The 12,755-nt window shown below is 41.1% G+C and carries 10 protein-coding genes; 8 read left to right on the top strand and 2 right to left on the bottom strand.

Annotation, left to right across the window (positions count from 1 at the left end; translation table 11 throughout):
• The first annotated feature begins 72 nt into the window (after positions 1-72).
• The 3 genes from B2Z67_RS13915 (at position 73) to B2Z67_RS13925 (ending at position 3,018) form a co-directional block, all read left to right on the top strand.
• Positions 73-1,164 (top strand): AAA family ATPase, encoded by a 1,092-nt coding sequence (locus tag B2Z67_RS13915; protein ID WP_291530441.1) that lies wholly within the window; start codon positions 73-75, stop codon positions 1,162-1,164.
• Entirely contained in the window at positions 1,161-1,814 is a 654-nt protein-coding gene (locus B2Z67_RS13920) for a DUF4276 family protein (protein WP_291530442.1), read from the top strand. Before B2Z67_RS13915 ends, B2Z67_RS13920 begins: the two co-directional genes overlap by 4 nt.
• Before the next feature lie 85 nt (positions 1,815-1,899).
• Complete coding sequence (locus B2Z67_RS13925; RefSeq protein ID WP_291530443.1) at positions 1,900-3,018, top strand: hypothetical protein; 1,119 nt, start codon at positions 1,900-1,902, stop codon at positions 3,016-3,018.
• 73 nt (positions 3,019-3,091) lie between these two features.
• Here B2Z67_RS13925 and B2Z67_RS13930 read toward each other — a convergent pair whose 3' ends face one another.
• A complete protein-coding gene (locus B2Z67_RS13930) occupies positions 3,092-3,799 on the bottom strand; it encodes a tRNA1(Val) (adenine(37)-N6)-methyltransferase (RefSeq protein WP_291530444.1) in 708 nt (235 codons plus the stop codon).
• Positions 3,800-3,971: 172 nt separating this feature from the next.
• Here B2Z67_RS13930 and lon point away from each other — a divergent pair, with 172 nt between their 5' ends.
• From lon to B2Z67_RS13945, 3 genes are read left to right on the top strand one after another with little or no spacing between them, the layout of a single operon-like run.
• Positions 3,972-6,452 (top strand): endopeptidase La, encoded by a 2,481-nt coding sequence (gene lon, locus B2Z67_RS13935; protein ID WP_291530445.1) that lies wholly within the window; start codon positions 3,972-3,974, stop codon positions 6,450-6,452.
• Complete coding sequence (gene tgt / locus B2Z67_RS13940; protein WP_291530446.1) at positions 6,449-7,579, top strand: tRNA guanosine(34) transglycosylase Tgt; 1,131 nt, start codon at positions 6,449-6,451, stop codon at positions 7,577-7,579. The genes lon and tgt overlap by 4 nt, the downstream gene beginning before the upstream one ends.
• Positions 7,576-8,712 carry an LptF/LptG family permease gene (locus tag B2Z67_RS13945; protein WP_291530447.1) on the top strand — a complete coding sequence of 379 codons (1,137 nt, stop codon included), beginning with the start codon at positions 7,576-7,578 and terminating at the stop codon, positions 8,710-8,712. Before tgt ends, B2Z67_RS13945 begins: the two co-directional genes overlap by 4 nt.
• 403 nt (positions 8,713-9,115) lie before the next feature.
• On the opposite strand, the gene B2Z67_RS13950 is transcribed toward B2Z67_RS13945, so the two are convergent.
• A complete protein-coding gene (locus B2Z67_RS13950; protein WP_291530448.1) occupies positions 9,116-9,619 on the bottom strand; it encodes a thioredoxin-like domain-containing protein in 504 nt (167 codons plus the stop codon).
• A 277-nt stretch (positions 9,620-9,896) separates the two neighbouring features.
• On the opposite strand from B2Z67_RS13950, the gene serB reads away from it, so the two are divergent.
• Positions 9,897-11,126, top strand: a complete 1,230-nt coding sequence (gene serB / locus B2Z67_RS13955; protein WP_291530449.1) for a phosphoserine phosphatase SerB — start codon at positions 9,897-9,899, stop codon at positions 11,124-11,126.
• A gap of 234 nt (positions 11,127-11,360) precedes the next feature.
• Complete coding sequence (locus B2Z67_RS13960; protein ID WP_291530450.1) at positions 11,361-12,629, top strand: DEAD/DEAH box helicase; 1,269 nt, start codon at positions 11,361-11,363, stop codon at positions 12,627-12,629.
• Positions 12,630-12,755 lie beyond the last annotated feature (126 nt).

Below are 12,755 nucleotides of genomic sequence, written 5' to 3' on the forward strand. Positions count from 1 at the left end.
ATAAATTCAAAACAGCTTCTTACCACTTATACAATTTCTTTTTCTAACTTTGTAGAATAAAAACATGTGAGTATGATAGAACAAATCCTCATAGAAAACTATAAATCCATCCGCAACGCAAAGATTAAGTTGAATAGCCTGAACGTGCTGATAGGTTCCAACGGTGTTGGAAAGAGTAATTTCATCTCTTTCTTTGAGTTGGTGCAAGCTATGTTAAACCAACGTTTAGGTAATTACATTCTCAGCAAAGGAGGCATAGAACGTATATTATACCAAGGAAGGAAACAATCAGACTTTATCCAAAGCCTCATTGACTTTAATAATACCAACGCTTTCTTCTTTGAATTGAAACCAGCCGTTGGAGAAAAAGCCTTTATTGAATATTCGGGAGATTACTTCAACACCCAAAGAGAAAAGACCAAAGACTATGAAGGCCAATGGCACAAAACATGGTGGGACAAATCTGTGGAAGAATCAGAAATCCTTCATAGTTCCAAATGGCGTGCCGGATATTTACGTACATTCCTAAAAAGTTTCACCGTCTATCATTTCCATGATACCGGCATAAACTCTCCTATGAGGCAAGCATGTAAAGTTGGAGATAATGAGAGATTAAGGCACGATGCTTCCAACTTAGCCGCCTATCTGTATCGTTTGCAAGAGAGCGAGCCACAGACATTCAGGCTGATAGAGGGAGTGATACGTTCCATTGCTCCTTACTTCAAGGGTTTCAAATTGAGGCCTAACCCTTTGTATCCAAATCAAATAACCCTGGAATGGGAAGAAGTTGAATCGGACATGTATTTGGATGCCAACAGTTTCTCCGATGGCACACTTCGCTTTATTGCTTTAGCAACCTTACTTTTACAACCGGAACTTCCTGAAACCGTCATCATAGATGAACCGGAATTAGGACTACATCCTACTGCCATCAACAAATTAGCAGCATTAGTAAGGAAAGCTTCTCTAAAAAAACAAGTCATTCTGGCAACTCAGTCGGTGAATCTTGTTAACTGTTTTGAACCACAAGACATTATCGTAGTAGATAAGAAAAACAAACAAACCGTATTCAACAGACTTAATACAGAAGATTTGGCAGCATGGATTGATGAGTACAGCATCGGTGATATATGGGAGAAAAATGTGATAGGAGGTCAGCCATGAAAAGACTGTATATCATCGTCGAAGGACCGACTGAACAAGAATTTGTACGAACACTCATCGCCCCTTATTTACGAGAGTATGGGATTTTCGAGGTAACTCCCATCCTGATACGCACAAGTAAAACGGGACGAGGTGGTTTTTCAAACTACCAATATTTGAAAAATGATGTGGAACGGTTGTTGAAATCAGAAAAAACAGATTTCGTAGTGTCTATGTTTGTTGATTTCTTCCGTTGTCCGGAAGTTCCTAATAAAGAAAGGTGGAGTGTAAAAAACAGTCATGTAGAGCAAGTAGAAGAAATGGAGCAGTGTATAAAAGATGATATTGAAGACGCACGCTTCATTCCCTACATACAGTTACATGAATTCGAAGCCTTACTTTTTGCTTCAAACAAGGGTTTCTACTCGTTCTTTGATGAAAAACAGAAAGAGAAAACTCAACAAATTATTAACTCTTACGAAAATCCGGAAGATATTAATACAGCTCCAAATGGTGCACCTTCCAAACGAATCTTAGCTATCAAAGAAGATTATGATAAAGTATTGGAAGGCAACTTGATTGCATTGGAAATCGGTTTTGCTAAAATTATAGAGAAATGTCCCCGATTTAGAGCATGGATAGAAAAACTCATTGAATCATGTAAAGAGTAATAAAACTGAAAAAAATCTGGTTAAAATCATATCAACTACTCCAAAAACAACCATTTTCACCTTACGATAGAAATAATAGTAATATATGAACAACCCACTCAACCCCACTCACCACCGCCATGTGGAACTACCGTTCAAGAAACGCGTAGAAAACTTTTGGCAATGGTTCACCACCCATGAACCGGAACTTTCGCGCATGATGGAAAAGCGCAACGAATATGACGCCGACCGCATCGTTGAATTTGTTTCTGAAGGAACAAATATACTGTCTGACGATGTTCATTTTAACTTGGGAGGAAATTATGAATTCACCTTCTCGGTAGAAGGACAGATAGATTTATTTTACCTCTATCCCTATCTCATTTCCCGCATCCCCGAACAGTTTAAAGATAAATGGAACTTTTTCCCCTTCAACCAGGGAACAGATTCTTCATTCTCGTTCAGAATGTATGAGACACAAATAGATATGGCAGATGTGCGTATTGCAGTCGCTTATCAGGAAGAGCAAAACAACTTCACCATCTCATTTTACGAGAAAAACTTGTGTTCATTGCCCGAAGCACAGAGCTACAACGCCTATTATATCATGATGGAAATCATGTTAGGCGAAGGACTTTCTTACCAATACATTGCCGACGTGAAACGTGCCGATAGTTTGACGAAAGAGATGATAACTCTTCCTGAACTCCGCAAACACATTGAGGAAACTTTAAAAGCATATAACAAGGAAGTGTTTGATAATCCGCAACAAGTTTATACCGGCTATAGCTTCGAACCTCAAGATAATGAGGAACTGCGATACGACGTTATCGCAGGAAGTACCTGCTTTGAACCTTTAGTAGCTCAATATTATCAGAATTCGACTGAATTGATCGACCATATCAATCAGTTTGGCGCCCAAGCCGTTTTCCTTGCTTTTCCATTTGACTACAGCCAGGAGGGAGAGAAGAAAAAAATACTTGATTTTCGCTACGAATTGGAAGAACGCCTTGAATTGGAAATCATGAAACCGGAAGGCTTGGGACTCTTGTTAGGAGGAGCTATCGGTCAAGGAAGTTGCTACATCGACCTTCTGCTATTTGATAAACCTGCATTTATGGACAAAATCAGTTCTTTCCTGCAAGATTATCCTCAATATAAATTCTATCTTTCCGATTTCCGCCAACATTGTGATTTGATTATGCTATCCCAAACTGCTCAATAAATGATTAGAGAATCCCCCACAGCGATATTCTATGGGGGATTCTTTATGACATTGCTGTTCGAATAGACAGAACTTACATGTTCAGATAAAACTCCCGAGTCAGCGCAATGTATTCCGGAGTATATTGGTGATGGGTTTCTTCAATACATAATATGTCGTTTATACATTCGTTTTCCTGAAGACTGAATGACAAGAGTACCCGCCGGCATGGTTTACCGGGTTTCGTAAAAACACGAAGGCTACGTGAAGGGAATAATTTATATTTCCAGGCAGTATCAATCACAAGTTTCTCTACTTCCGCCGGAATTATAACACATACACTCCCCTGTTCCTGAAGCATCTTTGCAGAATGACGAAAAAGAAGTTCGTAATTCAATTCGCATGTGTGTCGTGCCATATTTCGTTGTTTATCCGGACAGTTTAAAGCATCAACAAAATACGGAGGATTAGAAATTATCAAATCATACTTACTTTCAGGATGAAACAAACGGAAATCCGCACAAACAACTTTGACTCTGTCAGACCATGGAGAACGGGCGATATTCTCTTCTGCCTGCGATGCGGCAACTTCATCTATTTCCAAAGCTGTAATCTGCGCCTGCATATTTCGTTGTGCTAACAGTAAAGCTATCAATCCTGTACCAGTTCCGACATCAAGGATTTGTTGTACCTTGTCCACCGAAGCCCAGGCTCCTAAAAGTACACCATCGGTACCGACTTTCATGGCGCATTTATCGTGCCATACAGTAAATTGTTTAAACTGGAAATAGGGATTCGACATGGCTTATGCTTATTTATCGAGAACAAAAATAGATAATCCCGGGAATATTGCGACAAATTTGGCACTGTTTTTGTTTTTTATGCAAAAGGCGCTTTATAATATTGAAGAATAGCGTAACTTTGCAAACGCTTTATAGGCTCTGTCAGTATGACATAAACTTAAAAAGAACGAAATGAAGAAAAGACTTTACCTAAAAGATACGGAGGAAAGAGAAGAAAATGCTTTCTCGGTAATTGCTGATTTTGAAGGGAATGAGGAACAGTTGATGGATGTAAAAGTAGATGAGATACTTCCGATATTACCTCTGCGGAATATGGTTTTATTTCCGGGTGTATTTATGCCTGTATCCGTCGGAAGAAAGCCTTCCTTGAAATTGGTACGTGAAGCAGAGAAGAAAAATGCCTATATCGGAGTGGTATGTCAAAAAGTGGCAGAAACAGAAATGCCTCAATTGGAAGATTTGCATACCATCGGTACGGTAGGTAAGATTATCCGTATCCTGGAGATGCCGGATCAAACGACTACAATCATTCTGCAAGGTGTCAAACGTATGGAGTTGAAAGACATGGTTGACACGGTTCCCTATCTGAAAGGACATGTAACGACATTAGAAGAAGACATCCCCGGAAAAAGTGATAAAGAATTTCATGCATTGGTAGAAGCTTGTAAGGACTTGACGATTCGTTATATTAAGTCGTCCGACACGCTCCCGCAAGATTCGGCTTTTGCCATTAAAAACATTACTAATCAGATGTTTTTAGTGAACTTCATCTGTACTAATCTTCCTTTGAAAAAAGACGAGAAGATAGAATTACTGCATATTGACTCACTGCGCGCCCGTACATACCGTTTGCTGGAAATCTTAAACCGGGAAGTTCAACTTGCCGAAATTAAGGAGGCTATCCAGATGCGCGCACGGGAGGATATTGATCAACAGCAACGCGAATACTTCCTGCAACAGCAGATTAAAACCATCCAGGATGAACTGGGTGGCGGTGGTCAAGAGCAGGAAATAGAGGAAATGCGCCGTAAAGCGGAGACTACAAAGTGGAATGCGGAGGTGAAGGAAACTTTCCTGAAAGAAGTAGATAAACTGGAACGTACACACCCTCAATCTCCCGATTATAGCGTACAACTTAATTATTTGCAGACAATGCTCAGCTTACCGTGGGGCAAATACACCACGGATAATCTGAATCTGATAAATGCGGAAAAGACTTTGAATAAGGATCATTATGGTTTGGAAAAAGTGAAAGAACGCATTCTGGAACACTTGGCAGTATTAAAATTAAAAGGTGACATGAAATCGCCTATCATTTGCCTATACGGCCCTCCGGGAGTTGGTAAAACCTCTTTGGGGCGTTCTATTGCCGCTGCATTGAAACGTAAATATATCCGTATGTCATTGGGTGGCGTACACGATGAAGCAGAAATACGCGGACACCGCAAAACGTATATCGGAGCAATGCCGGGACGTATTATAAAAAGCCTGATTAAGGCCGGTTCATCCAATCCGGTGTTTATTCTTGATGAAATAGATAAGGTTAGTTCCGACCGTCAGGGAGATCCATCTTCAGCTCTGCTCGAGGTACTTGATCCGGAACAGAACATGGCCTTCCACGATAATTTTCTGGATGTAGATTACGATCTGTCGAAAGTCATGTTTATTGCTACCGCAAATAATCTGAATACAATTCCCGGGCCACTGCTTGATCGTATGGAATTGATTGAAGTAAGCGGTTACATCACTGAAGAGAAGGTAGAGATAGCCCGTCGTCACTTGGTTCCTAAAGAACTTGAGGCAAACGGTATGAAGAAAAATGATATCAAAATACCGAAAAATACATTAGAGGCAATCATCGAGTCATATACCCGGGAGAGCGGAGTACGTGAATTGGAAAAGAAAATCGGCAAGATACTTCGCAAGTCTGCACGTCAGTATGCTACGGACGGTTATTTTGCAAAAAAGGAAATCAAGCCGGAAGATTTGTATGAATTCCTCGGTGTGCCGGAATACAGCCGTGACAAGTATCAGGGTAATGAATACGCAGGTGTGGTAACCGGTTTGGCGTGGACTGCCGTAGGCGGAGAGATTTTGTTTGTCGAAACGAGTTTGAGCCGCGGCAAAGGCGGACGCCTTACACTGACCGGAAACTTGGGTGATGTGATGAAAGAGTCTGCAATGTTGGCATTGGAATATATCAAGTCGCACGCCTCTCTATTAAATCTGGATGAAGAAATATTTGATAATTGGAATATCCACGTACACGTGCCGGAAGGCGCTATCCCCAAGGATGGACCGTCGGCCGGTATCACGATGGCTACTTCCCTTGCCTCCGCTCTTACGCAACGGAAAGTAAAAGCCAACCTGGCAATGACAGGTGAGATTACACTTCGCGGAAAAGTACTTCCCGTAGGTGGAATCAAAGAAAAAATCCTGGCTGCCAAACGTGCCGGTATCAAAGATATTATTCTGAGTGAGGAAAACCATAAGAATATAGACGAAATACAGGAAATCTACCTCAAAGGATTGACTTTCCATTATGTGAAAGATGTAAAAGAGGTGTTTGCCATTGCGCTGACCAATGAAAAGGTGGCCGATGCCATTGACTTGTCTGCAAAGAAAGAGAAAACAGAAAAAAAAGGAGAATGACGTTCGACCTACAATATACTGACGGTAAAAGTAATGCGCGTGCAGGACTGATTACCACTGATCACGGACAGATAGAAACACCTATCTTTATGCCGGTAGGTACAGTGGGAACAGTGAAAGGTGTGCATGTAACCGAACTGAAAGAAGATATTAAGGCGCAGATTATTTTGGGAAATACCTATCATTTATATCTGCGTCCGGGATTGGATGTACTGGAAAAAGCCGGCGGATTGCATAAGTTCAACGGCTTTGACCGCCCGATGCTGACAGATAGCGGCGGATTTCAGGTGTTTTCATTATCAGGGATTCGTAAACTGCGCGAAGAAGGTGCAGAATTTCGTTCACACATCGACGGTAGCAAACATATTTTTACTCCTGAAAAGGTAATGGATATCGAACGCACAATTGGTGCGGATATCATGATGGCGTTTGATGAATGTCCTCCGGGCGATTCGGATTACGACTATGCCAAAAAGTCATTAGGACTGACACATCGTTGGCTGGATCGTTGCATCCGGCGTTTCAACGAGACGGAACCGAAATATGGTTACCACCAATCTCTCTTCCCTATCGTTCAAGGATGTGTATATCCGGATCTTCGCAAGCAATCGGCAGAGTTTATTGCCTCGAAAGAAGCCGATGGCAATGCTATTGGTGGTTTGGCAGTGGGCGAACCGGTAGAAAAGATGTATGAGATGATTGAACTGGTAAACGAAATCCTGCCGAAAAACAAGCCCCGTTACCTAATGGGTGTAGGCACGCCGGTGAATATTCTGGAAGGTATAGAGCGCGGTGTGGACATGTTCGACTGTGTAATGCCGACCCGCAACGGACGTAACGGCATGTTGTTTACCAAAGACGGCATTATCAATATGCGGAACAAGAAGTGGGAAACAGACTTTTCTCCCATTGAAGCGGATGGCGCTTCATACGTAGACACCTTATATAGTAAGGCCTATTTGCGTCACCTGTTCCATGCACAGGAATTACTGGCTATGCAGATTGCTTCTGTCCATAATTTAGCATTCTATCTATGGTTAGCAGGTGAAGCCCGTAAACATATTATTGCCGGTGATTTTTCTATTTGGAAACCAATGATGGTGAAACGTGTATCAACAAGGCTATGAAGAAATTTGACTGGAACATAAAAGGTATAAAGCTGCCGGAAGACAAGAAATGGCTAAAGCGGCTTGATTGGTACATCATAAAGAAGTTCCTGGGGACATACGTCTTTGCTATTGCATTAATCATATCCATCGCAGTAGTATTCGACTTTAATGAAAAAATGGATAAATTCATGTCAAATGAAGCGCCGTGGAGAGCCATTGTCTTTGACTACTACTTGAATTTTATTCCTTATTTCGCCAATTTGTTCAGTCCCCTGTTTGTATTCATCGCTGTTATTTTCTTTACATCCAAGTTGGCGGAAAACTCCGAGATTATTGCCATGTTTTCCACCGGAATGAGTTTCAAGCGTATGCTTCGCCCCTACATGGTATCGGCAGCTATCATTGCGTTAGTAACTTTTTGTTTAGGTTCTTATGTCATACCGAAAGGGAGCGTAACCCGTATAGACTTTGAAGATAAATATTATAAACCCCGTAAAACGAATACGGCACGAAATATTCAGTTGGAAGTGGACTCCGGCGTTATTGCCTATATTGAACGTTTTGAAGATTATTCTAAAACGGGATATCGTTTTTCATTAGATAAGTTTAATGACAAGCAGTTAGTATCCCATCTTACGGCACGTTCCATAACCTACGATACCACGTCTGTTCATAAATGGATAATCAAAGATTATATGATACGTGAAATGGACGGAATGAAAGAATCTATTATAAAAGGCGATCGTATCGACAGCACCCTTCTCATGGAACCGGCTGATTTTCTTATCATGCAAGGTCAGCAGGAAATGATGACCAGCCCTCAATTAAACGAATATATCGTACGCCAAAGACAACGTGGTTTTGCTAATATCAAAGAATTTGAGATTGAATATCACAAACGCATTGCCATGTCATTTGCATCGTTTATTCTTACGCTGATAGGTGTTTCGCTCTCTTCGAGAAAGACAAAAGGCGGAATGGGATTGCATTTAGGCATAGGTTTGGGACTCAGTTTCTCGTATATTCTGTTTCAAACCATTGCTTCCACTTTTGCTATAAACGGCAATGTTCCTCCGGTAGTTGCAGTCTGGATTCCCAACATACTCTATACATTTATTGCATTCTATCTATACCGGAAGGCGCCGAAATAATAAGGTCACTCCAATTTCCGGTACATGTTTTTTTGTCTTGAACCATAAATTACTCCAGCATTGCGATAATGATTGATTAACTACCTACTAGTAGTTGGGTAACTACTTAGTAGTAGTTAGTCAATTACTACGTAGTAGTTGACTAACTACTTACTGGTAGTTCACACACTACTACGTAGTAAGTTCAAATAATATCAGAGTCAGCCCGAAAAAGGCCACTAACAGCAATTATTTTTACTTAATCCTAATAGGGTAATTGCCTACAGAACAACAAGAAGCCCCTCCCGTTCTGTGTCACCACAAGATACGGGAGGGGCTTTTTTGTTGTATTAATTTCCTCTTCAAGTCTCACTTTCGTCTTACAAATTCTCCAAATTTCCTACGCAGCGCATGCAACGAAAATTTAGTTCAAGTAAGTAGAAAGTTCTGCAGCAGAGATGTTTTTGGCAATAATTACACCATTATCATCCAGTAAATAGTTAGTAAATCCCCGGCCTAAACGATACTTCTTAAAGATGCCGGACGACTCGCCTTTAGTTTCCACGAAACAAATGGGCGTAACTATTTGGTCCTTACGAATAGTTTCCGTGAAAATCGATTGATATTCATCGAATGATACGGAAACCATTTCCACATTGTTGTTTTGAGAAGTTGAACGAAGCGCATTACTTAAACTTGCGTTTTGCACCCGGGACTGCGCATCATAACTTGCCCAGAAACTAAGCAACACATACTTTCCTTTCATACCGGAAAGTGTCTGAACAGGTTGCTCAGCCGACATAGTTGCGATCTTAAAATCAGGGGCTATGTCACCCACACTCAAACCACCGGTTGGTTTGTCTTTTTCTACGAAAGAAATCAAGGAACTAATTAGTAATACAACAAAAAGCCATTTTACATTTTTCATGTAATGTTGTTTTGGTTAAAACTATCCGGGACTGTCCTTTTGACAGTGACCTCTTCCCGGAACATTGTCTATAAGACCTTGCAGTAGAGAGGAATTTACTGATATTCAAAGCCTTTAACTCAGAAATCTGCTACAAAGGTAAGCTATTCTTGACTTAAAATCCAAATAAACAAATAACTTTCTTATTTTTTTAGCTTATATTTTTATGTTATTTAGCATAAATAGCAAGGATTTTCCCTACTTTTGCAGCTGATTATTATTTAATTGAAAACAACTTATGCAACCTTTGAGTACAGAACTTATACTCATCCGCATCACGGGTGAAGATCGTCCCGGGCTAACTGCATCAGTCACGGAAATATTAGCAAAATACGATGCTACTATTCTGGACATTGGGCAAGCTGATATTCATAATACCTTATCATTAGGTATTTTGTGTAAAACGGAAGAGCAGTATTCCGGATTCATCATGAAAGAACTGCTTTTTAACGCTTCTTCCTTGGGAGTGACCATCCGCTTCTACCCTGTTACGGTTAAAGAATATGAGGACTGGGTGAACATGCAGGGTAAAAACCGCTACATCCTTACTCTATTGGGACGTAAGTTATCCGCCCGTCAGATTTCTGCCGTAACTCACATTCTTGCCGAGCAAGGAATGAATATTGACGCCATTAAGCGTCTGACCGGGCGTATTCCTCTGGACGAATGTGATATACGCACAAGAGCTTGTATTGAACTATCGGTTCGTGGTACTCCGAAGGATCGTATCAACATGCAGGAGCAACTCATGAAACTGGCAAGTGAACTGGAAATGGATTTTTCTTTCCAGCTTGATAACATGTACCGCCGTATGCGTCGCCTGATATGTTTCGATATGGACTCCACTTTGATTGAAACGGAAGTGATTGATGAACTGGCCATACGTGCCAATGTAGGCAATGAGGTGAAAGCCATTACTGAAAAAGCCATGCGCGGGGAGATTGACTTTACAGAAAGTTTCCGTGAACGCGTGGCTTTGTTGAAGGGACTCGACGAATCGGTTCTGCAGGAAATAGCGGAAAAATTGCCGATTACCGAAGGTGTGGATCGCCTGATGTACGTATTGAAAAAGTATGGTTATAAGATAGCTATCCTCTCCGGTGGTTTTACTTACTTCGGGCAATACCTGCAAAATAAATATGGTATAGACTATGTATATGCCAATGAGTTAGAGATTATAGATGGCAAACTGACCGGAAACTACTTGGGTGATGTGGTCGACGGCAAGCGTAAGGCCGAGTTATTGCGCCTCATTGCACAAGTCGAGAAAGTTGATATCGCCCAAACTATCGCTGTAGGAGACGGAGCAAATGACCTTCCGATGTTAGGTATAGCCGGATTGGGCATTGCTTTCCATGCCAAACCAAAGGTAGTGGCTAATGCCAAGCAATCCATCAACACTATCGGTTTGGACGGAGTACTTTACTTTTTAGGTTTTAAAGACTCATACATTGATTTACCTAAGTAAATCTGCATTATTCATAACCGTAGTAGTTAGAGTAGTTAAAGAAGTTATCAGCCAACATGGCTTAGTAGTTAAAGCCAATACTCCGTGAGACATAAGCAAGAGTATCAGCTTTAACTACTTAACTACTAACGAAGTGATAACTCCTTTATCTCCCAAAGTATGAATAATGCAGGCTAAATTGATTTGATAAGACATTTATTTTTTATCTTTGCGGTTAAATTAAAAAAAAGAAACATGAAGTTCTCCGAACTAAAACTGAACACCCAAGTGCTCGAAGCACTGGACGCCATGCGTTTTGATGAATGTACTCCTATACAGGAACAATCCATTCCCGTTATACTCGAAGGTAAGGATTTGATTGCCGTGGCACAAACCGGAACCGGAAAAACCGCTGCTTATTTATTGCCGGTACTGAACAAACTGTCAGAGGGTGAACATCCCGAAGAAGCAATCAATTGTATTGTTATGGCGCCTACACGGGAGTTAGCGCAGCAGATTGACCAACAAATGGAAGGCTTCTCCTATTTTGTGCCAGTCAGCAGTGTTGCCGTTTACGGAGGTAACGATGGAATACTTTTCGAGCAACAGAAGAGAGGTCTGACATTGGGTGCTGATGTAGTGATAGCCACTCCCGGACGTCTGATAGCCCATCTCAGTTTAGGATACGTAGACCTTTCGCGTGTTTCTTACTTCATTCTGGACGAAGCCGACCGCATGCTCGATATGGGATTTTACGACGATATTATGCAGATCGCGAAATTCCTGCCTAAAGAACGGCAGACAATCATGTTCTCGGCTACCATGCCTTCTAAAATACAACAACTTGCAAAGACAATTTTAAATAATCCCGTTGAAGTAAAGCTCGCAGTCTCCCGTCCTGCCGACAAAATAATACAAACCGCTTACGTCTGTTATGAAAATCAGAAGTTAGGTATTATCCGTAGCCTTTTTGCAGAGCAAGCACCGGAACGTGTTCTTATCTTCGCTTCTTCAAAAATAAAGGTAAAAGAAGTAACTAAAGCACTGAAAATAATGAAGCTGAATGTCGGTGAAATGCATTCGGATTTAGAGCAGGTACAGCGCGAAGAAGTCATGTATGAGTTCAAAGCAGGCCGTATTAATATACTTGTAGCCACCGATATCGTATCCCGAGGCATTGATATTGATGATATACGTCTGGTTATTAACTTTGATGTTCCGCATGATAGTGAAGATTATGTGCACCGCATCGGACGCACGGCACGCGCCAATCATGATGGAGTTGCCATAACCTTTGTCAGTGAGAAAGAGCAGACAAAGTTCAAGCATATTGAGAAGTTTCTGGAAAAGGACATCTATAAAATAGCTGTTCCCAAAGAACTTGGCGAAGCTCCCGAATATAAGCCACGGAGTAATGAAAACAGAGGCAGGCAGAATTTCCGGCAGAATAGTGTTAAAAAGCATACCGGAAAAAATCACCAACAGAAGAATGCTTCGGGGAAATCTAAGCAGGAAAGACGGTGATTAGCGTATAGTGATTAGTGATTAGTGATTAGTGATTAACGTTAAGTAGCTGTTCATAATTAGTTTATACTATCATTTTTTAGACGCGGATGACGCGGATAACGCGGATCTCTTTTTATCTTCCGG

Origin of the sequence: Bacteroides sp. UBA939, from assembly GCF_002293435.1 — a bacterium.
Classification (GTDB): domain Bacteria; phylum Bacteroidota; class Bacteroidia; order Bacteroidales; family Bacteroidaceae; genus Bacteroides.

Excerpts from the sequence above, each read along its gene's own strand:
- B2Z67_RS13915 (WP_291530441.1), top strand. The coding sequence starts at position 73 with ATGATAGAACAAATCCTCATAGAAAACTATAAATCCATCCGCAACGCA.
- B2Z67_RS13920 (WP_291530442.1), top strand. The coding sequence starts at position 1,161 with ATGAAAAGACTGTATATCATCGTCGAAGGACCGACTGAACAAGAATTT.
- B2Z67_RS13925 (WP_291530443.1), top strand. The coding sequence starts at position 1,900 with ATGAACAACCCACTCAACCCCACTCACCACCGCCATGTGGAACTACCG.
- B2Z67_RS13930 (WP_291530444.1), bottom strand. The coding sequence starts at position 3,799 with ATGTCGAATCCCTATTTCCAGTTTAAACAATTTACTGTATGGCACGAT.
- lon (WP_291530445.1), top strand. The coding sequence starts at position 3,972 with ATGAAGAAAAGACTTTACCTAAAAGATACGGAGGAAAGAGAAGAAAAT.
- tgt (WP_291530446.1), top strand. The coding sequence starts at position 6,449 with ATGACGTTCGACCTACAATATACTGACGGTAAAAGTAATGCGCGTGCA.
- B2Z67_RS13945 (WP_291530447.1), top strand. The coding sequence starts at position 7,576 with ATGAAGAAATTTGACTGGAACATAAAAGGTATAAAGCTGCCGGAAGAC.
- B2Z67_RS13950 (WP_291530448.1), bottom strand. The coding sequence starts at position 9,619 with ATGAAAAATGTAAAATGGCTTTTTGTTGTATTACTAATTAGTTCCTTG.
- serB (WP_291530449.1), top strand. The coding sequence starts at position 9,897 with ATGCAACCTTTGAGTACAGAACTTATACTCATCCGCATCACGGGTGAA.
- B2Z67_RS13960 (WP_291530450.1), top strand. The coding sequence starts at position 11,361 with ATGAAGTTCTCCGAACTAAAACTGAACACCCAAGTGCTCGAAGCACTG.